Origin of the sequence: Anabaena sp. UHCC 0399 (genome assembly GCF_034931465.1) — a bacterium.
Lineage (GTDB): Bacteria > Cyanobacteriota > Cyanobacteriia > Cyanobacteriales > Nostocaceae > Trichormus > Trichormus minutissimus.
In genome coordinates, this window is the sequence record NZ_JAYGGZ010000008.1 from 70365 (window position 1) to 92599 (window position 22235).

At 40.9% G+C, this 22235-nt stretch carries 16 protein-coding genes; 8 read left to right on the forward strand and 8 right to left on the reverse strand.

Annotated elements, in window-relative coordinates; genetic code table 11:
* Window positions 1-292 precede the first annotated feature (292 nt).
* Complete coding sequence (locus VB693_RS06540; protein WP_323265544.1) at window positions 293-553, forward strand: hypothetical protein; 261 nt, start codon at window positions 293-295, stop codon at window positions 551-553.
* 16 nt (window positions 554-569) lie between these two features.
* Here the strand turns inward: VB693_RS06540 and VB693_RS06545 are convergent, their stop codons facing one another.
* Both VB693_RS06545 and VB693_RS06550 read right to left on the reverse strand, forming a co-directional pair.
* Window positions 570-1853 carry a dihydroorotase gene (locus tag VB693_RS06545; protein WP_323265545.1) on the reverse strand — a complete coding sequence of 428 codons (1284 nt, stop codon included), beginning with the start codon at window positions 1851-1853 and terminating at the stop codon, window positions 570-572.
* Between the two features lie 46 nt (window positions 1854-1899).
* Complete coding sequence (locus VB693_RS06550; RefSeq protein ID WP_323265546.1) at window positions 1900-3252, reverse strand: histidine phosphatase family protein; 1353 nt, start codon at window positions 3250-3252, stop codon at window positions 1900-1902.
* A gap of 557 nt (window positions 3253-3809) precedes the next feature.
* Here VB693_RS06550 and VB693_RS06555 point away from each other — a divergent pair.
* The 6 genes from VB693_RS06555 (at window position 3810) to VB693_RS06580 (ending at window position 11900) form a co-directional block, all read left to right on the forward strand.
* Window positions 3810-4577 (forward strand): D-Ala-D-Ala carboxypeptidase family metallohydrolase, encoded by a 768-nt coding sequence (locus VB693_RS06555; RefSeq protein WP_323265547.1) that lies wholly within the window; start codon window positions 3810-3812, stop codon window positions 4575-4577.
* Window positions 4578-4984: 407 nt separating this feature from the next.
* Window positions 4985-5821, forward strand: a complete 837-nt coding sequence (locus VB693_RS06560; protein ID WP_323265548.1) for an alpha/beta hydrolase — start codon at window positions 4985-4987, stop codon at window positions 5819-5821.
* Window positions 5822-6001: 180 nt separating this feature from the next.
* A complete protein-coding gene (locus VB693_RS06565; protein WP_323265549.1) occupies window positions 6002-7696 on the forward strand; it encodes a serine/threonine-protein kinase in 1695 nt (564 codons plus the stop codon).
* A 447-nt stretch (window positions 7697-8143) separates the two neighbouring features.
* Window positions 8144-9826, forward strand: a complete 1683-nt coding sequence (locus VB693_RS06570; RefSeq protein ID WP_323265550.1) for an ArnT family glycosyltransferase — start codon at window positions 8144-8146, stop codon at window positions 9824-9826.
* A gap of 84 nt (window positions 9827-9910) precedes the next feature.
* The gene (locus VB693_RS06575) at window positions 9911-11098 is read left to right on the forward strand and encodes a M20 family metallopeptidase (protein WP_323265551.1); all 1188 of its coding nucleotides are present in this window, start codon (window positions 9911-9913) and stop codon (window positions 11096-11098) included.
* Window positions 11099-11120: 22 nt separating this feature from the next.
* Window positions 11121-11900: a hypothetical protein gene (locus tag VB693_RS06580; RefSeq protein WP_323265552.1), complete on the forward strand. Its 780-nt coding sequence runs from the start codon at window positions 11121-11123 to the stop codon at window positions 11898-11900.
* A gap of 40 nt (window positions 11901-11940) precedes the next feature.
* Here VB693_RS06580 and VB693_RS06585 read toward each other — a convergent pair whose 3' ends face one another.
* Entirely contained in the window at window positions 11941-12753 is an 813-nt protein-coding gene (locus tag VB693_RS06585; RefSeq protein ID WP_323265553.1) for an HAD family hydrolase, read from the reverse strand.
* A gap of 105 nt (window positions 12754-12858) precedes the next feature.
* On the opposite strand from VB693_RS06585, the gene VB693_RS06590 reads away from it, so the two are divergent.
* Window positions 12859-13671, forward strand: coding sequence for a hypothetical protein (locus VB693_RS06590; protein ID WP_323265554.1), 813 nt, complete (start codon window positions 12859-12861; stop codon window positions 13669-13671).
* 47 nt (window positions 13672-13718) lie between these two features.
* Here the strand turns inward: VB693_RS06590 and VB693_RS06595 are convergent, their stop codons facing one another.
* From VB693_RS06595 to murJ, 5 genes are all read right to left on the reverse strand, one after another.
* Window positions 13719-14453 carry a DevA family ABC transporter ATP-binding protein gene (locus VB693_RS06595; RefSeq protein WP_190696423.1) on the reverse strand — a complete coding sequence of 245 codons (735 nt, stop codon included), beginning with the start codon at window positions 14451-14453 and terminating at the stop codon, window positions 13719-13721.
* A gap of 124 nt (window positions 14454-14577) precedes the next feature.
* A complete protein-coding gene (devC, locus tag VB693_RS06600) occupies window positions 14578-15756 on the reverse strand; it encodes an ABC transporter permease DevC (RefSeq protein WP_323265555.1) in 1179 nt (392 codons plus the stop codon).
* A gap of 83 nt (window positions 15757-15839) precedes the next feature.
* Complete coding sequence (locus VB693_RS06605) at window positions 15840-17264, reverse strand: HlyD family efflux transporter periplasmic adaptor subunit (RefSeq protein ID WP_323265556.1); 1425 nt, start codon at window positions 17262-17264, stop codon at window positions 15840-15842.
* A gap of 1323 nt (window positions 17265-18587) precedes the next feature.
* A complete protein-coding gene (locus tag VB693_RS06610; protein ID WP_323265557.1) occupies window positions 18588-20345 on the reverse strand; it encodes a serine/threonine protein kinase in 1758 nt (585 codons plus the stop codon).
* Window positions 20346-20435: 90 nt separating this feature from the next.
* The gene (gene murJ, locus VB693_RS06615) at window positions 20436-22040 is read right to left on the reverse strand and encodes a murein biosynthesis integral membrane protein MurJ (protein WP_323265558.1); all 1605 of its coding nucleotides are present in this window, start codon (window positions 22038-22040) and stop codon (window positions 20436-20438) included.
* Window positions 22041-22235 lie beyond the last annotated feature (195 nt).

Below are 22235 nucleotides of genomic sequence, written 5' to 3' on the forward strand. Positions count from 1 at the left end.
AATCAAAGTCCCCCTTTTTAAGGGGGATTTAGGGGGATCAAGCCACATTTTGCACTCAGCATAGAGATGTGTGTACACCGTAGCCCCTGCAAGGAGAGAGGCTTTAAAACCTTTATTTTTCGTTGAGATTTCCAGATATTTAAGCCCCTCTCCGCGTCGGAGAGGGGTTGGGGAGAAGTCATCGAACTCACGTGGATTTAAGGCTAACGACAACGCAGTAAAACTGCATTTATGCAAAAATATTCTCGATTTTGGGTTAGTATGAATAACTACCAGTCATTTATAGCAACTAATGAACGGAGAAGACGCATTTACTTTTATTGATAGCCTGGTTGCTTCCAAAAATGGGGCTGGTTTTAGTGATGCAGAAAAGAATGTGTTTTTAGGAATCTGGGAAGATAAGTTTTATCGTGTGATTGCTGAGGAAATGAATTTTGAGGAGCAATCTGTAAAAGAAATAGGGGGTAGGTTATTTAATAAAATTTCTGAAGTGTCTCAAGTAGAAACCAAGATTCAGAAAAATAAGTGTATTAGCCCGATCGCTAACTCATAATATAGAGATGTTAGAATTAACACCAAGTTTGCACAACTCGACCTCTTAGTTCTTGTCCTAGCCACGGGGTATTACTCGAAAGGGTGTGCAGATTTTTCCTTTCTACTTTCCAGGTTGTTTGCGGGTTAAATAAGGTTAGTTCAGCTTGGTGATGGGGCGCAATTTTACTGACTTTTGCTTGTAAACATTCGGCTGGACGGTTACTCAAAGCTTGCCACAATTCTAATGCTGTAAATTCCCCAGTTTCTACAAGATACTGCCACAACAGAGGTAACGCTAATTCTAACCCAATTGCCCCTGATGGTGCTTCAGCAAAGGCTTGGACTTTCTCTTCGTAGCTGTAAGGTGTATGATCAATAGCGATCGCATCTACAATTCCTGTACGCACTGCTGATCGCAAAGCCTGCATATCAGTGGTATTGCCTAAAGGTGGGTCTAAATGCAGACTGGTGTGATAACTTTTAACAGCCTTGGTATCTAACAATAGGTGCATCCATGTGGTGCTGACAGTGATGGGTAAACCTTGAGACTTGGCGGCGGCGATTAATTCTACACTGCGGGCTGTGGAGACGCGCATAATATGTATGGGTGTGCCGATGGTAGCTACCAATTCTATTAAAGCAGCGATCGCAGTTGTTTCCGCACTCACGGGGACAGGAGGTAAACCAAACCGCAAGGCATCTGCACCTTCCCTCATTACACCATTAGATGCGAGTTGGCGATCGCAAGGCCAAAATGCTACAGGTTTTCCTAAAGGCTGCACATATTCCAATAGCCGCCGCACTAATCCTAAATTATCTAAAGGCAAACCATCAGTAAACCCCACAACTCCCGCAGCCGCTAAATCTGCTAATTCCGTCATCTGCTTCCCAGCTACATCCAGGGTAATTGCGCCCCAGACTTGGACACAGGGAAGAGAGGGGAAAGACAAAGCAACATTTCCCCCTTGTCCCCTCATCCCCTTCTGCAACTGCGCCACCAGCGCGGGATTATCAATAACTGGCGATGTATCGGGTAGAATGTTGACTCTGGTAAAGCCACCAGCAGCAGCAGCCTGTAAAAACGACAACAGCGTTTCCCGTTCTTCAAACCCTGGTTCGCCGGAGTGACTATACAAGTCCACTAACCCAGTCCCCAAAACTAGTCCCCGACAATCCCTAATTTGGGTATCAGGACTGATATCGCTAATTTGTGCCGCTAATGCTTGGATTTCACCATTGGCAATTAGCACATCAGATACTTGGTCAGTTTGCGAAACTGGGTCAATCACCCTTACTTGTTGCAGAAGTTCAGTTGTCATTTGAGCTATTTAGTGCTTCAGCTGTTTATCTCTCATTGTTAACACCCTATAATGCCCCAGCTGCTGTTTTATCCAGTACACCGCCACTTAAATGAGAGGTGATGTTCATCGCTTGTAATACTGGCAAACCATTCAGTCCACAAGGATAGTCGATGACGCTGACAGCACCGTTACCTTGGCGGAAATTCCAGAAATTATCCGCAGGTAAACCTAGGATATGACACAGTAAGGTTTTGTTGGTAGCGTCGTGAGCTACGATTAATCCGGTTTGGCGTTGATTTTCTAAGGCGGCTTGTACAATTGCTTGCCATGTAGCACTGCTACGTTCCCAGACTTGTTGTAAATTTTCCCCTTCTGGCATTTGCACTGTACCTGGTGTTGTTCGCCAACGGTGCAACTCTCCGGGGAATTCTTGGTCTATTTCTACTTCTAATTTTCCTTCCCAAAGTCCGTGACTGATTTCTCTTAAGCCCTCTTGCAACTCTAAATTTACACTGGGATGATGTTGCAAAATAATTTCGGCAGTTTCTTTAGGACGTGCCATAGTGCTACTTACAGCAAAGTCAATGGCAACATTTTGGAGAAATTCCCCGGCTTTTTGTGCTTGCTGTCTGCCGTTATCGTTGAGGGGAACATCGATTTGCCCTTGAAATCTGGTTTGGCGATTCCACTCAGTTTCACCGTGACGTACCAACAACAATCTTACGCCTTGATGGCCTGGTCGCAATGACGGCAGCATTTCGCCCATGTGTTGCGTCTGGTTCATCGACTCTAGTTGTACGGGTTCTCCCAAACCACCAGAAAAGTTTAAGACGCTGATGCAGCAGTTAGATTGTTGAACGGAATGGTAGCGATTGGGATGAATACCCAGGGCGGTGCTAATGAGAGCGCGATTGATGCCGTTATGCCCGACGATGAGAATGGTTTCACCTTGATGATGGGGTAAGATTTCTTGCCAAAACTGCCGTGCTTGTTCATACACAGCCAGCACAGGGAAATGTTCGCGTGTTCCCCCTGTATCATTCACCAACATCTGAAATTCGTCGGGGTGTTCATGCCAAATGCGGTAATCTTCTGGAAACTTCTGCTGAACATCGCTAGACAGCATTTCTGCCCATAGAGGCAGATCAATTTCCATTAATTGGTCAGATGTTTGGACAACAGACGATTTTCCCGAATTAGATGCTAACTCACCATAAATAATATCTGCTGTCTGTTTAGCTCGCTGGAGTGGACTGCTATAAATTGCATTAAAGGCAATATTACTGAGGGCTTTGCCTACTTTACCTGCATCACTACGACCTTTCTCCGTTAACCTTGATACGTCAGTGCGCCCTTGAATGCGTCTTTCGGTGTTATATGTGCTTTGACCGTGACGCACGATGATGACACGGGTCATCTTTTTGCCCTCCTCTATCTAAAGGATTAATTTTACTGCATCCTGTAGGCAGCATTATCTCTTAGATTCGGGTTTAGTAACTTAATATTTTAATTTGTTTGTTGTCAGGACTACGCACAACTGCATCAAGAATGGTGCGATGGCATTCCGCCTACTACAGGTGTTGGTCTACGACCGACTGTAGGTCATCACAAATTGCCTTTACAACTGTTTACTGACGACTAAAGCTGAAGATGTCAATATACAGCCGTAAAATTTAATACTTGTTTAAGCAATTGTAACAGTTAATTTAGGAATCTTTTGTGTATAATTTACAGCGTTATACTCATAAATAATAACTAGTCAAAAATACGAATGACCAAATAAACAATACATAACTAAGATATATTTCTGCTTCAGAGACATCGATAGTGAAGATATTAGCAATGAAATTACTAAAAATTTAGTTTAATTGCGAAATAGCAGGAGGAATTACTGTTATTTATGAATGTTACTCGTCATTAGGCTGGGCAATCACTAAAAAATAATTGAAATCCATAACTAAAGGAGACGCATCTATGTCAGATTCTACTGTGGAATTTCCGAACTTAGAAAAATTTCAATCTACCAATAGCACGGTCAAACTCACTGAAGCTGATCCTGAAATTATCAAAGAAATTCAAACTTTACTTACTAGAAAAAATTTGTATAAAGGTAAAGTTGATGGCATTGTAGGTGAATTAAGCCAAAAAGCATTTGCAGAATTTAAAGAAAGTGTTTGGCTAGATTCTCCTGAATTATTGGGACCGACTACTGCATCTAATTTATTAGAGATAGCAGAAAACCATCAAACTAATGAAGAACAAACTCAGCTATTAAAACCACTACCTGTATCCATTATAGCCACGAAGACAGGACGTACTTTAAGGTTAGTAACTGGAGAGACAGTTTACGAAAATGAACTGATAGTGGCGGGAGTTCCTCTGACTTGGGGTGAAATCACTAAAGGATGTGATCCCCAAAGAAACCCAGAGTCAAAAGCAGTGCTTAATAACATAATCAAAGCAACTAAAGGCTTTGGCAAAATTCGTGATAAATACGGTATTCCAATTTCTATCAATTCTGCCTATCGTCCTCCTAGTGTGAATCGGCGGATAGGAGGCGCACGTTATTCTCAGCACATTAACGGTCTAGCCCTTGATATTGCCCCTTCCGACGGCAACTTTACCAAACTTTTAGAAATTTGTCGCGCTTCTGATTGCACAGGACTCGGTAGAGGAATGCACAGAGGTTTTATCCATTGTGATTGGCGGCCAGGTAGTCGTGTAGTTTTTGACTATCCTTAATTAGCATTCCATATTGCGATCGCTGAAGTTAGGAGAATTAGCTAATTTTCCTAACTTCAGTTTTTTATTGGTTTAGCAAGAGAATAGTGACACATCTCTCTGGTTGGGAAGTTTTCCCGTGATGGATGTGTCATTTAATCACATTCCACTTAGTCAAATGGAACATCTTGTCCACCCTTGGTAGGTCAAGACTTTCGCAGTACCATAATAAGCACGAAACTATAAAGTTTTTCAGTTGAGTGAAGTACAAGAACCACACCCCCAACTCCCTCCCCTCAATTGAGGAGGATAGTATGATGTGTGCATCATTCCAGAAGCAAGAGTGTCTATCAGGAACTGTCCCCTTCGTTTGAAATTTTGTAGCTTGCTACTCGTAGAGTATTTTGAATTTTGAATTACTAAAGACGATGCCTGTACGTAAAACTCTATCAACACCTGATATTCAACTATCTTACTTGGAATGGAATCAAGGGAAAGAACCATTACTGTTGTTGCATGGTTTAGCTGACCATGCTTTGGTGTGGTCGAGTTTAGGAGATGATTTAGCGGCGAATTATCATATAGTTGCGCCAGATATGCGCGGTCATGGCGAAAGCAGTAAGCCAGAAACAGACTATACTTTTGAAAGTGCGATCGCAGACCTAGAAGCACTCATGGATCATTTGGGGTGGTCATCTGCTCATCTTGTCAGTCATTCGTGGACTGGTAAACTAGCGGCTATCTGGGCGAGAGTCAACCCCCAACGCTTGCGGAGTATGGTGCTAGTCGATCCCATTTTTATTTGGAAAATGCCCAGCATCTTGCGGCTAACTTTCCCCCTGTTGTACCGATACCTCTCCTTTCTCAAAGGTATGGGGCCATTTACCAGTTATGACGTAGCCGAAGCACAGGCCAAGCAATTAAATCAATATCAGGGTTGGAATACATTACAACAGCAGGTTTTTCAAGCCGGTCTAGAACAAAAACCGGATGGTAGCTGGGGTAGTAAATTCACAATTAACGCCCGCGATCGCATTTTTGAGGACGTGATGCGAGTACCTGGCTTTACTACCCCCTTAGAAACTTCCGCCCTATTTATCCAGCCAAAAGAAGGACTGAACCGTTTAGACTGGCAAATCAAGCCCTATAAAACCTATCTGAAAAACCTCCGCCTGTGTCAAGTTCCCGGTAATCATTGGCCATTTTTGACTGCACCGGAAGTATTTAACCAGACAGTTGCAGCATTTTTAGCAGAATCTAAATAAAACAAATCTGATTATTAATAGACACCAACAAAAGAGTAAAACTCAGTTTTATTCTTTCGACTTTTGACCGATGCCCATTTTAGATTGAAGAAAATCCAAAATCTCCCAGCCCTATACCCTGGTGGTCGGGGTCAATCCAAAATCCAAAATCCAAAATTTGTTGACTTTTGACTTCCCATCATGAGCCTTTGCATTAATCCAGTTTGCCCTAAACCTAACCATCTCAAAAATGAAAAAAACCGCTTTTGTCAAAGTTGTGGTTCTCAGTTGGAACTAGTGGGACGCTATAGGGTGATGCACTTATTGAGTGATACAACTGGATTTGGGAAAGTCTATGAAGCTTATGAACAAGACACAGCTAAAATTCTCAAAGTCCTACAAGCAAATCTCTCGGATGTTAAAGCCATAGAACTGTTTCATCAAGAAGCCGTTGTCTTGGGAAAACTGAATCATCCAGGTATTCCTAGAGTAGATGCGTATTTTCAGCATCACACTAGAAATAACTTAAGTTTATACTGCCTTGTCTTAGAAAAAATTTACGGAATTAACTTAGAACAGTGGTTAGAAAAACAACCTCAACCCACTTCTCAAGCACAAGCCATCATTTGGTTAAAACAGATAGTAGAGGTTTTAGATTTAGTACATAGCCAAAGGTATCTGCACTTAAATATTAAGCCATCGAACATCATCATCCGACCAGATGGACAATTAGTTTTGATTGACTTTGGTACAGCTAGAGAACTAACCAAGAATTACCAAAATCATAGCAATAACCCCACCATCTCATCTGGTTATAGCGCACCAGAACAAATGCAAGGAAAAGTGACATTACAATCAGATTTTTTTGCATTGGGGCGCACCTTCGTTTTTTTGTTGACGGGAAAACATCCTCTAGATATGTATGATGCCCCCGATAATTTAGTGCATTGGCGCAGTTATGCCAATCAAGTTTCTCCACTATTATTGAATTTAATTGATTGGCTGATGACACCAGACTTAACTAGCCGTCCTGCCAATACTAAAGAAATTTTACAGCGCATTAAAGAAGTTGAACAGCCTAAAACTATAATTGAAAGTGAAAATATTCATCTTCCAAAAAAGTCCCAAGCTTTAGAATTAACTCAGCTAAAACTTGATACACCTCCCTCTCTATCAGCCAAACAACAAAAAAAAATACCTTTAATATCTATATTCTTAGCACTTCTATTTTCATTAGGGTTACTTAGTATAGTTGCCTTAATGATAGGTTATCCACAATTCGCAACATTATTACCAATAGCAACTCAATCTCCAGAAAGAAAAGGGAAGATTGATTATTTTGCTTATGAAGAAGGAAGAGATAGTCAAGGTAGAGGGGCTGAATTTAACATTGCCATTTTATCAGTAGAGTATAAATGGCTTACAGACAGTAATTTTCAAGTTACAAATAACTCTCAAACTATTAGTCTTGATGTTTTAAAATTACTTTTAGAACAAGAAAATATCCAGAAAATAATGGATAATCCTAATGAAATTATTTCTGTAGGTATAGCTTCTTGTGATATAAAATTAGCAACTGCACAAATTAGAGCATTTGAACGTTCCCAACAAATACAACTCTTAGTACAAAAATTATTTAAAAATACACCCAGTGTTAAAGGATATCGCTTATTAAACTTAGGTCAATTCCAGCGCAGAGACTGTAAGCCAAACCAAGATATAACTAGATACCAACGCAGCGTTATTATTATAGGAGTTAAAAATAAATCAAAAGGTGTAACTATAGATGAAGCCCTACGCGATAGGTTAGAAAAACAGCCTTTTGCTGATTTTAAATTAGAAGATTATTCTTTAAGTTCATCAGAAAAATTTAAAACTATTTCTAATAATTTATAACTTATAGGAATACATTAGCCCAGAAGTGTTGAATCTCGCAACACAACTTTACAATCTTTGTGTTCTGCCTAGAAAAATTTGCTTGTCTATTGACAATAAAGTCATTAACTACTCGAATTTGGTATCACCAATACCAATGCACGACTTGAGCAATATCCTCAAAATCTTAACATTCAACACTTCTGACATTAGCCAAAAAATAGTATGAAGAGGGAGAGATGATGTAGTAGAGTTGTTATTTGTTACAACGACAAATCAAAAGCCAAATACAACCTATGTTTGACATCATAACACTGTTGCAATACCTACTAACTTAATCAACATAAAAAATTGATAAATTTAAAGTAAATATAAATTTAAAGTAAATATAAATTTATACTTGCTAATTAGATAAATACACATTAAGATTACCCAAATTAGCTGAATTTATAACAACTTGAATTTAAGATGGGTATTTTCAATAGGTTAAGAATAATAAAACTAGATAGCTATTTGCTCATAGCTCTGATATCCGGCTTTATTTTTTGCATCTATGGCATCAATTGGGGAAGAGTAGAAGAGTGGAATCCAGATCAAATGGTATTCAAAGGCAACCTTTCTCTAGGTGAAATTTTCTCCAGCCCTAGTGAATTTCTTAAGCCCCCTTTTCATACATACTTCAACTTTATATTATCCTACATTCCACTCAAATTTATTGAGAAAATTTTTCGTCTATCCCAAAATTCTCTGACTTCTGGTTCAGTGATTCTTCTCTGGTCTAAAATTATTACTGCATCTTTATTTTTGGGATCGATTTTTTTAAATTTTCACATAAATAAAAGATTTTTTGGATTGTTTGCTGCTCGCATTATCACACTAATTTTTGCTACTAGTAGCGGCTTTATAGTTTATAGTCATTTTTTGACAGCAGACATTCCTTTAATTTTTTGGATGCTCTTATCTTTTTACTTTATTCAAAGTATATATTTACAAGGTAAAGTATCGGACTACTTTTTAGCTGGACTTTTCACAGGAATTGCGACAGCAACAAAATATAATGGACTATCCGTTGGTATTGGAATTGTTTTGGCTCATCTTTTATCCTATAACGAACTAGCTTGGAAAAAAATCCTTTTCAGTAAAAAGCTAATTTTAAGTTTGTTAACAGTTGTGATGGGCTTTTTAATTGGTAATCCATTTGCATTAATAAATTATCGTCAGTTTGTTTCCGATTTTTTATATAACTATATTACGACCCCTATATATAATGGTGAAATAACGGGTACTAACTACTTCACTTTCTTTTCCATATATATTCGTGAGATTGTTGGACTTCCCTCTTTGATAATTCTTAGTTTAGCGATATTGTATTCTCTATACATTACTTTTAGCAGTAAAGAGAAGAAGAGTATCAAAGGTGTTTTATTAGTTCTAACTGTTTTTATTATTTACTACTATAAATTTGCTAATTTCCCTAGATTGGAAACTCGCTTTATACTGCCTATAGTACCTTTCTGGCTCATGCTGTCAGGCCCGTTTTGGAATCAAATTAAGTCTAATAAAGCGGCTATATCAGTTATTTTAGTAATTATTATCAGTTACAATACTGTTTGCAGTTTATATGTAGGTAAAAGATTTTCAGACGATCCACGGATGGTAGCGCAGGAGTGGGTAAAGCGCAATATACCTGAGTTGAGTTCAATAGAAAATACTGCATATATTCCTACATGGAATCGCTTACCAGGAGTTAAGCTAAAATCCAGAAATATGCCTTTTATTTCAGGGCGAGGAAAGTTATTTCAGCAGATTTTAACAAGTAAATTTAAAGAAGATTCTTGGATTATTAAAAGGTGGAGAGAGTCTCAGAAATCAGATCAAAATTTAAATTTTTACTCGCAAGAAGATTTAGCTAAACGCCGACCTAAATACATTGCTATTAATTCACTTTACTATGAAAGATTTTTTAAAAATGCCAACTTGAAGGAGTTATATCCTGAAATTAATCAATTCTTTAAGAGCTTAATTAGTGAAGAATATTCTTATAAAAAAATATTTGATCAAGAGTCCAAAATTCCCCCAGTCTGGGCTTATCCTCAGAATATTGATTTTCTGCATAACAGGACAATAATTCTTACAGGCAAAGATGCTTAATTTTGTATCATATTCCCAGTCCCCAATCCCCGATCCCCAATCCCTCTTTATGATGGAACAAAGCCTGTAAATTAATATCAAGCAATGCTGACCCATATTCAAGACTTAGCCACAAAACTAGCACCCCGCCTCATTGAGATTCGTCGTCACATTCACTCTCATCCAGAACTTAGCGGTCAGGAATATCAAACTGCTGCGTTTGTGGCCGGTGTCTTATCTTCTAGTGGTCTGCGTGTACAAGAAGGAATTGGCAAAACCGGGGTAGTGGGAGAAATCAAAACTGCTGCTGAGGATGAGCCTTTCTTGGCAATTCGCACTGATATGGATGCTTTGCCAATTCAAGAATCTACTGGGTTAGAGTATGCGTCTAAAACAAAAGGTGTCATGCACGCTTGCGGTCATGATATCCATACTACGGTAGGTTTGGGAACGGCTATGATACTTTCCCAAATGGCGGAGGAATTAGGCGGAAATGTGCGGTTCTTGTTTCAGCCTGCGGAGGAAATCGCCCAAGGCGCAAGCTGGATGATCGAAGATGGGGTGATGAAAAACGTTGCGGCGGTGTTAGGAGTTCATGTTTTCCCTTCTATCCCGGCTGGTTCGATTGGTGTGCGTTATGGGGCTTTGACGGCGGCGGCTGATGATTTAGAGATTATCATTATGGGGGAATCGGGTCATGGGGCGCGTCCCCATGAGGCGATTGACGCGATTTGGATTGCTGCGCAGGTGATTACAGCTTTGCAACAAGCCATTAGCCGGACTCAGAACCCCTTGCGTCCGGTGGTGTTGAGTATTGGGAAGATTAGCGGCGGGAGAGCGGCTAATATTATTGCTGATCAGGTACAGTTATTGGGAACAGTGCGATCGCTCCATCCAGAAACCCGCACTCAACTACCTAACTGGATTGAGAAAATTGTGGCTAATGTCTGCCATTCCTTTGGTGCGCGGTATAAAGTTAAATATCACCAAGGTGTACCTGGTGTCAATAATGATTATGCGCTGACTCAACTATTCCAGTCCGCCGGTGAAGCAGCTTGGGGTAGCGATCGCGTCCAAGTTTTACCAGAACCATCTCTAGGTGCGGAAGATTTTTCTGTATATTTAGAACACGTCCCTGGTTCAATGTTTCGCTTGGGTGTAGGCTACCCTGAGCGAATTATCAATCATCCCTTACATCACCCTGAATTTGAAGTGGATGAATCTGCTATTGTGACAGGAGTTGTAACAATGGCTTACGCTGCGTGTAAGTATTTTCAGCAAACATCAATCTAAAGCTTACTTACGGAGATTGTTAATGCAGCTTCTTGAATTTCCCAGTGTCGCAGTCATAGCAGGCGAAAATGCTGTTGCAGTGACTCAACTTCCTTCTATATGGCAAGATATTGCTAAAGGTGCAGTCAATACCGGACTCTGCAATCCAAAGGTTTATGTTGAGATGGCGCAGTTGTTCTTATACAAGTTAGAACAGGGTGATGTTGACTTGTTTAACGAACGTCCGGAACTTGCACACCTCAAGCAGTCATTTTGTCAGTTATTTGGGCAATTAGCACGAGAAACTCTAGAGTTCTACGGTCATGATTTCCTGACTCATAACTATCCCAATTTTGGGGAAATCTTGCGGAATTTAGAGTTAAAGGGGTCTGATTACGCTGATGAAGTCAAAGTAGCGCGGATTGGCTTAGAACTCTTCGATGAGTTTGGTTACGAACTCCCAGCCAGTTTTTATCATGTGCATTTAGCCCCAATTTATCGAGATCATGTGTTTGAAGAACGCGCCTTGAGATTTGACAAGCGGGATATCACACACAAGCGTTCTTGGGATGCCATGCTTCATGCCTGTAAAGTATTTGCCATGCAAATGAAGGTGCAAAGTATTGCTTCTAAATATGGTTTTACTTATCAGCATGGTTGCGGTTGTAACTCGCATCTCTCGGCGATTGATTTATCTCGTGGCGTATTTGAGTATGAGTTGAGTCCAGAAAAACGCGATCGCTGGATTCGTAGTTTTATCTGGACTGCTTGGTATGAGTATGCTTTCTTTCCTATTGTGCCGAATACTAGTTATTTGGTGTAGGGATTGGGGACTGGGGAAATCGAAGAGTTTTCCCTAGCCTCTATCTCTTGCTTTCCAAGATATAACTCGACAACTCACAAAAGCCCTCTCCCTCAGCCGCCGTGGTAATGTAAACTGGCTGATATTGCATTTGATTGGCGTATTTCTGCACATTCGCCACGCCTACAGATATTGGGAAATAACTCTGATTAAATAAAGTTTCATCATTGGGACTATCACCAACTGTCACAATTTGTTCTGGAGAATAATCAGGAAAGTATTCTCGCAATACTTGTAATAAACCTATAGCTTTCTCTTGTCCTGGGGGTTTGATGTGACACTGAACGTTACTGTAAGTAAATCCCCAACCCATTTGTTGACAGAGATGACTAATAGTTTGCAGTTCATCTAAACTCAACTCCGCTACATTAAATGTCCAGTCAGTAATGCGAAAGCGATTGTCGGCTGATTCTTGAATTTGGGGAAATTTGGTTTTTAATTCGGTAAAGGTTGAGTTTAGGTGTTGGCGATGGGCTGTTAATTCAGGAATGGGCGTTAAAGGCACTGTTTCCTCACTTCCAGATCGATAAAATAAGCCGCCATTTTCTGCGATCGCACCAGCAATTGGCATGAGGCTATTTAATCCGTTTACCCAGCCAGCAGAACGTCCTGTGACGATGATGACTTTAATTCCAACCGCTTGTAAATCTTCCAAAGTTTGCAGTAAAGCAGTAGAAAATTTTCCCTGATTCGTCAGTGTGCCATCCATATCAGTAGCGATGAGGCGAATCTTGCTCCAATCAGCCGATGTATCTGATGACAAGGGCTTGAGATTTGGAAACTGCCCCGTTGGCACACTTGGGTTTCTGTACATATGCAGTGGGAGACAAGCTGTAAAAAATACCAATAATACAGCAAGTTCATAGGCAAAATATGGGCATCCTAAAAATAATAAGTCCAGTGTTTCTGTTTATGACCTATGCTAACTCCTACATACCTTGCTCAAACACAGTCGCCAAAACAAAAAAAGCTGACACCAACACAGCAAGCATCGGCACAAGATTCTCAGATACCATCGGTTTTCATGATGTCCTCTGGAGGATTATTTGTAGCGTTGATTGCGTTGATGATTTTTGGGAAACTCCAAATCACTAAATTTGAGAAAAAAGTCAAATTTGAACAATTCCGTGCCAGAGAATTAGAGAAAAAATTTAAACTAGCTCTGGAAACAATTCGCAAAATGGAAACTAATCCCGATTTAGTTAACTCGCGGGACTTTAACCTAGACTATCTGCGGATGCGGATGTCTGAGGAAGTATTTCATTTCGCGATTCTTAATCAAATTAAAATCAGGGTTAAAGATAAAATTACCCAAGCTCTACGCCCCAGTCAACCACAGCAAGGAACAGTGGGGATTGCTAACAATGCTGCACGGCAAATAGATGAAATTTTTGATGTTGAATATGAATCGGGTACTCCGCCTAATATCGCTAGACGCGTGTTATTTCGGATTCAAATTCGATTGATGAAGTTACCAACACAAGCAACTTCTGCCACCATTAGCCAAATTATTGACTGTATTGAAACCTATCTTAGCCCAATAGATGAAGAAGATAACTGGCAACCCACACTTCAAGGAAGGATTGCCACCATGCACTGGGATCAAAAAGCTAAACCTACACCATTATTAGTGTTGGAACAATCTAATGAAGGCGTAAACGTGACTTTCCGCACGAATCGCCAACCCAATGCTTCCACACCACAGAAGCCATCAGGTTCTGCTAAACGATAGTCAATAGTCATGGGGATAAATGACTCTCCCTTGCTCATTCCTCAATATTACGGTTTTTCGCTCCACGCTCCAGCTTCGTAACTAATGATTGCAGTTTGGGAGTCGCGGGCTAAAATTCCGTCTTCCATTTCGACGATGCGATCGGCGATGTCTAAAATGCGGTTATCGTGGGTGACTAACAAAATCGATGTTCCTTGATCTTTGGCGAGACGTTGCATAATTTCTACAACATCACGTCCTGATTGTTTATCTAAAGCGGCGGTTGGTTCGTCGGCTAACACTAGTGGGGGATTATTTACCAGGGCGCGGGCGATCGCAATTCTTTGTTTTTGTCCACCAGACATATTATCTGGGTAGTATTCAACACGATTTTCTAATCCTACTGCTGTGAGCATGGCTTGTGATTGTGCGATCGCTTCCGCTTGAGAAATATGCTCGTTTAACTCCACCGCCATCTGTACATTTTGTTTAGCAGTTAAAAATCCTAGCAAATTATGGGCTTGAAAAATATAGCCAATGCTGCGCCGAATTTGTACCAACTTACTCTGATTCGCACCAGATAACTCTACACCTAAAAATTTTAAACTACCCTCTTGTACAGAACGCAAACCACCAATCAAACTCAGTAGTGTAGTTTTACCTGAACCTGATGGCCCGGTCATAATCACAATTTCTCCGGGATAAATTTCCAGGTTAATATCAAATAAAATCTGCTTTTTGAGTGCGCCTTTACCATAGTAGTGATTGAGATTGCTAATGGCGATTACAGGTTCATTTTTCATGATTATTTGGGGAATGAGAAGTTGGTAATTCGTAATTAAAAAATATATTTTACTTATTACAATGTGGACTAAATAAAGATTATTTATGGTTAATCTTTAATTCATACACTTTGATAACAGCATATTAAAAAATATCTGCTGGATCGGCAGACTTCAATTTTCTAACCGCAATTGTCCCAGAAACAACGCACATAATAAACGTCAAAATTAATACTGTAATAGCACGTTCTAAGCTCATGAAAACTGGTAGTAACGTAGCGTCCCTGGCAGTTTTATACATGAACATTGTAAAAGCCCAGCCGGGCATATAACCTATAAGAGCCAAGATTATCGCTTCTTGTAGAATGACACCTAGTAGATATTTGTGGGTGTAGCCTATGGCTTTCAACGTAGCATATTCAGATAAATGGTCTGCTACTTCTGTATACAAAATCTGATAAACAATCACAGTTCCCACAATAAACCCCATGATTGTCCCTAAACTGAAAATAAACCCAATAGCTGTGCTACTCGCCCAATAATGACGCTCAAAATCAATAAATTCCTGCTTGCTTAAAACATTGATATCTTCAGGTAAGTAATTACGCAATTCTTGGACAACAGCTTCAGTATTAGCTCCTGGTTTTAATTTAATTAAACCAATATCAATCAATCCTTGTTGACGATTAAGAAATAAACGCAAAAAATTAACATCACTGGTGATTAAATTACCATCAGCACCAAATGAAGCACCTAAAGTAAATAGTCCACCAACTTGAACGCGTCGTCTGCGAACTTCTGCGGTGATATTTTTGCCTTCATCAAAATATTTGGCAATGGGGCCATATTCTTGTCGAGAAGAACGGTCAAATAAAACAGTATCAGGCAGTTTGAGTTTATCTAAATTTTCTTGTACTCCTTCTAAGTTAAAGATATTAGTCTCTGGATTAATTCCAAAAACAAGAATGCTTCGAGTTTTACCAGTATCAGGATTTTTCCAAATCGAATAATCCAAATATATAGGATGTACAGATTGTACTGACGGTAATTCTAAAGCTTTATACAATCGTCGTTGTGAAAAGCTTTTCATCGCCAGTACAGCATTAGATTGACGATTCAGCAAGACAATTTCACCTTGCAAGCTACCATGTAACCGGACGTTACTGTAGTACAGAGCATCCCGGAAACCCAGCTGCATAAACATCAAAATGTCCGCAAAGCCGATTCCTGCTAAAGCTACAGCTAGACGAGTTTTTTCTCGTGTTAGTTGTAGCCATGCCAGAGGTATTTTCTTACGATTAATTGCTGTGAAAAAATTAGTCATTAGTCAAGTCGCTTCGCTCCAATTCAAAATTCTTGCATTCAAAATTAAAGACAGTACCCTGTCCCCTGTCCGCTGTCACCTAATTAGTTATTAATTTCAACCATTACCTTGGCGTAGGTTAAACCAGAAACTTTTTCACTATCTTCTGGTGACAAAGTAATTTTTACTTCTACAACTCTGGCATCAACATCAGCTGCGGGATCTGTATTTAGTACATCCTTTTTACCGATTCTTCTACCAATTTCGGTGACAGTTCCTTTTAATTCGCCGCTAAAAGCACCATTGTTGCTAGAGACAGTGACATTTTGACCAACACGCACTCTACCAATACCGTCTTCAGGTACTTCTGCAATCACCGTCATTTGTTCAGTTTCACCCATCTCAGCAATACCTTCTGAGCTAATGGATTCGCCTGATTTGGTGTGAATTTTTAAAACTTCCCCAGCCGATGGTGCTTGCACGTAGCTTAATTTTAGTTCTGCTTCGGCTTTTCTGACGTTAGCGATCGCATTACTAACTTGGGCTTGCGCCATCTGCACATCAGTAGGACTAACTTCCACCAGTCTTTTGAGTCTGGCTTTTTCTTCGTCAATTTGTCTTTGCAAAGTGTTGATAGTTTTCTCTCGCGTAACTCTAGCTTCTATTAGCTGCTGTTGCAAAGTTGATAAAGTTTTAACTTGATTTGCTCTAGCCTCAGCTACTTGCTGTCGTATAGTCCCTACTGCTTGACGGAGGGCGGCTTGGGTTTCAATTACCTGTTGATTAGCAGTAATCGCACTCAATCGCCTTCTATCTCGTTCTTGCTGAGAAATTGCGCCTTCTCGGTAGAGAAAATCGTAGCGTCCCGCATCCACTTGAGCATTACGTTGCTCGGCTTGGATGCGATTGAGTGTAGCTCTTAAACTATCTTGTTGGCCTCTGAGTTCCGCTTCTAAACGATTGACTGTAGCTTGTTGAGCAATTTTTTCGGCACTTAATTGGGCGGCTATGCGAGTAATCATGGCTTGCTGGGCTTCGCTTTCTCCCCGTAACTGAGCTTGCAAGCGTGCAATGACTGCTGATTGAGCTTGAATATCTCTCGGCGACCCTACTCTAACTTGTGCCAAACTAGCACGGGCTTCTTGGAGTTTTGCTTTTGCTTCGTCCATAGCCGCTAGTTGAGTATCATGATTGTCTAAAATGGCAATCACTTGTCCCTTTCTCACTCGTTCTCCCTCTTTGACGAAGAGCTGCTTAACTCGTGAAGATGATTGCAATCCTCCTGCTGGTGCGGAAAGTCTAATCACTTCTCCTTGCGGTTCTAAGCGTCCCAAAGCACTAATACTACTAGCAACTGGTTTGATGGGTACAGATGGGTTGAACTTGCTGATTTGCTCAAATTTTGCTGTAGCTAGTAAGCCAGCAGCAACTGCTACTGGTAGGGCTACAGCAAGACCCCACCAAATCTTAGGTTGTTCTAGCTCAAGTGGCTGCTCTCTTGAGCTTGGCTGCTCAGTCACCCTTGACATGGTTTTTTACCCGTTTATCTGAAATTGTGTTGATGAAAGTCAAAAAGCGAGGTTACAAATTCGTAATTAAGAATTTCCGACTTTATCTAGTATTTGATGTTATGCCTGATAAATATTTCAATTCACAGCTTTTTTAAATGGCGATGACCTTCGGTCGGCTGGAAGCCATCGCCTACGATGGGGCGCAGCCCATCACCTACGGTGGGTGGGTACGCCATTGCCAATAACAAGCTATGAGGGTGAGATGCAAATTTATGATGTTAACTATCTATAGCCATCCAGACTTCAGAGTCCTGGTTTTTCAAAGAAACCGGGGTTTTCTGCTCTCACAAATGATTTAGGTTAGCTATATCTTTTTGTGCGTAGGTTATGAGTTAGGCAATCTGATTTTGCAGATAGATTTCAGTTTGTCAAACTCTGCCAAAATTTTCTGCAATCTATATGACTTTATTGGGCTTTTTTGGGGAGTTTTTACCACAATTATCATCAAAATACCATTTATGCAGATAAATTTTGTACCACAAGATAACATTTTACAAAAACTATCTCTACCACTTGATGAACATGATTTATGGTTGATTGCAGCAGTCAAAATATGGTTTTTGAAACATATTTTTGATACTGTAGCAAGTCTTTTTTAAGTTTAGCAATGGCGAATAAACGTATTTTAAATGATGTATTTCTAACTGGGGATAAATTAAATCAAAACTCAAAATTAAATAATTCGTGGAAATTGGTAAGGAACAAAATAAGTATTATGACTCATACCCTATCTAACTTTTCACGGTATCTGGAAAACCTCTCTCTAAATCTCTCTCCTGCAAGGAGAAAGACTTTGAAATCCTGGTTGGGAAGTTAGATTTTCCGTGGACTTTTCCTCATGAAGTGAAAAGTCAGATACCCTGTGAGTAATGAAAAGTTAAAAAAGATACAGCAAAAAATAATTTAAATTTTATATTTTTTAAGTATTATTGGGGATGACAAATATAATTTGTGCCGTAGCCAGGCGGCTGTATCGAGTTTTCTCAGTAAATAACGTGAATGAAGCGGTTATAAAGAACTTATAAAAATCATATTAATTCTGCTTATTATAGTGGTCAAATCCGAATTTAAGTTTTAGAATCGAATCGTAATCAACTATACCGAACAAATTATAGTCTATCACCTATATAAACCCCCTGATGGCCAAAGAAATACCATCAGGGGGTATTAATTTGGGCATGAGGAATTGGGGTGAAATATTTCATACCCCCCTCTGCTCCCTGCTCCAAATCCCCAATCCCCAATCCCCAATCCCCAGTCCCCAGTCCCCAGTCCCTCACTCTATCGCCAGCCTAAAAACTTTAAGCTGGGGACAACTAGGTAATAACTTACTGCTAACCAAAAGCTAGTAAAGATACCGACGGAACTGAAAAAGGCTATGGGTAAGGATAATTCTGACCACAGGGGACGACTAGAAAATTGTAAGACAGTGGTGGGAAATCCTAAAATTAGCAATGCGGCAAAACCCATTGCTGCACCAAAGCCTCCGAGTATGGCATAAACTATGTGATGACTACGAAAACGTGTACTCAGTGCTAACAGAAAAACAGCGATCGCAGTTGCTGCTACTAAACCTTCACCGCGATCGCTAGTTGATGTGATAACTTGCCACAATAACCAGCCGAAGACGTAGCTGGTTGTACCCATCAATGAGGCTGTTAAAAACCGTCGTCGTTGACCAAAACACCCCGAAATCGTGAGTCCCCAGGCTGTCCCTAAGCCTGCGGCGGCAAATACTAAGATTTCTGCACCCACAGCAGGTTGAGATTTAGTAGCTAATTCGGGTAGCTGAGTAGAGATCAATTCAACGAAGCGATCGCCTAAGCTGGTGTGATATGCCAAAATAAAGCCAAAAATTGTGCCAGCACCAGCACCCAACCCTGTCAGTAGCATTGCCCAAATCGTAGATATACAAGCTGTGAAAATTTGGAATATTGTCTTAACTGTCCACAAACATATTTTGCGAGCAGTTTTACCAAAGTCGCCTAACGCTTGTTCCGTCGCTTGCACTAAAAGTTGAGATTGGTGAGCAACTTGGGTTAAAACTCGCTGGACACTGGTTTCTAGTGACGATGAAGATGGTTGAGTCATTTTGGCTAGCCGTTTTTGGATGATAGCAGCATTGGTTGGGCGCGATCGCACATCCTCATTTACCATCTCATCTAATAAATCTGCTAACTGGGGATTTACATTTACCCGATTCCGCCACTGCAAAACCCCTGTTTGCTGATCTTCCAAATCTGCGGGATACTTCCCTGTCAGCAATTCAATCATAGTTCGACCAAGGGCATAAAAATCAGCTTCTGGCCCGACGTTTCCCCCCGTCACCTGTTCTGGCGGACTGTAACCAGAAGAAAATAACCTTGTAGAACTAGATTCGTGACGCAGCCTTGCCGCTTTAACGTGTTTTGCTCCGCCAAAATCAATTAGCACCAATTGTTCCCAGCCAGTCCCCCCTTGATTTGGTAGTGCTGTCGACACAGGAGTCCGCAACATCAAATTTGAAGGTTTGATATCGCGATGAATAATTTGACGCTTATGCAATTCCTGTAAAATTTTTAGTGCTTGAATCAACCAGTTAACAACAACGTCCTCTGGACAACCTTGGGGATAATTTTCTAAAATCTCCCCCAGAGTAGGCCCGTTGATTTTTTCCATCACCAGACAAGCTAACTGGCGCGGCTTGGGATTAGTCAAATTAACCTGAAAATGTCCATCAGCTTCCACCTTCGGCACTCCCGGATGCCGCAAACTCACCAAAACCGCCGCCTCTTGCGTAAATAATTCCAGTGCCTTCGGTGACTCTTCCACCAAAACTTTCAGCACTTTTTCGCTTTGTGTGACTTCATCCCAGACTGTGTAAATTTGGGCGAATCCCCCCGCACCCAAGGGTTGTATCGGCACATAACGATCTAACATCTGTAGCACTGCGCCACAGCTGTTACAAAACTTGTTTCCCCAAGGTTGGGGATAGGGACGTTGACAGTCGGGATTTATGCAGTGAACTGCGTGAACCGCACTCTTACTGATGTGGGACACAACCGCTACATGACAAAGGCTGACTTCAGTTTAACGTAACGCGGAAGACCTCATCCTCTCTTGCAAGATGCGAACGTGAACAATTTATATTTATCGCTTCAAAAATCGCTGACGCATCCGCACGGCGAAACTATTCACCTCCGGTATTTTCAGAACTGAAACGATCGCCGCAAATACCAAAATCCCCACTAAACCAGATACGCACAACTGCAACAGTTGAATGATTAAACCCTGCGTACCCAATAACTTCTGAGTCCCCACCAAGGTAGCAAAGCTAGCCACTCCCGCCACCACACTACCAGCCGTCAACCCTAAAATTGGTACACTCCACTCACGTAACGGTAAACCATTGAGGCGGCGGTCAAGCAGCCATAACAGCATCAACATTGAACTACAATTTACACCGACTGTAGCTAACACCAAACCAGGCGCACCAAAAGGCTTTACCAAAATCCAGTCTAGGGAAGCATTCAATATGATATTAAAGGTACTAATACGGAAAGGTGTCTGTCCATCACCCAAAGCATAAAATACCCGTACCAAAACATCACGCCCCAAATACGCAAACATCCCAATCCCGTAGGAGATAAGCAGTGATGAAACTAACTGCGTAGCCTCCTGTTTAAAAGCACCACGTTCATACACCACCTGCACAATCGGCACAGATAACGCCACCATTAACGCCCCCAAAGGTAACATTGTCACAGCAGTTAGTAATAAACCCTGACGAATGCGTAACTTTAAGTCTGGCCAGTTTTCTGGTTCGGCAAGTTTGGCGAAAATGGGTAATAGGGGCAATAAAATTATATTAGAAATAATCCCCAAGGGAGTCTGTACTAATAAATTGGCATAGTTAAAACCAGCCGCCGCCCCCTGAATGGGACTAGCAAAATACAAGTCAGTCGCCACATTAATCGGCATCATCCCGGAAGAAACCGTTGCTGGAGTCATGATTCTAATGACTTCCTGAACTCCAGGGGATTTAAAATCAAACCTGAGCTTTAATGTACCGAGTCCTAACCGCCACTGTACAATTAACTGCACCACCCATTGAAGAATAGCCCCAGCTAAAGTTCCCCAAGCCAATACCATCCCACCGATGAGAGCGTATTCTGGCTTAATGATGTCTTTGCCATATTGCAAAGCCAACACACCAATACCAATCACCACCGTCACACTAGATAACAGGGGACTAATAGAAAGTAACCAATATTGATTAGCGGCGTTGAGAGTACCAAAACCAATGCCAATTAATCCGGCAAATAAAGCCATTGGGGCCATAATTTGCAGTTGTTCAATAGCGATCGCTCTAGTTTTGGCATCCAAACCATAACCGACAATATCAACAATATTATCTGCCAAGAAAATCTGCGCCACCGTCACCAACAACAGCACACCCCCCACCAAAGTAGTCACCGTTTCCACCAGTGGGGCGGCTTCCTCTTTTTTACGCTTGGCTAAAACACTGATAATCGCACTATGTAACGGCCCGTTCACACCCCCTAGTAATACCAATAAAAATCCAGGGATGACATAGGCGTAACTATAAGCAGTAGCAGCCGCACCGACACCAAAAGCAGCAGCTACTGCTTGCTGTCTGATTAAACCGAATATTTTACTAATTAACGTGGCTGCGGCAACAATGCCAGCAATCCCAGCGAAAGAACGAGAGGGTTTTTGGTCTTGATTGCTCACAAATAATACCCGACAACTCTTGCAGACTGCATACCTGACTAAATTAAACCGGAAATTTTCCAGTCTGTCAGGCTAATTTTACGTGAATTTTCTTCCGTGTGTATCACTAGCCAAAAATGGGAAATATAAAGATGTCCATATTTGAAATTGGTTATACCCCAAAAACCGTCTTGTATAGACGCGATAAATCGCGTC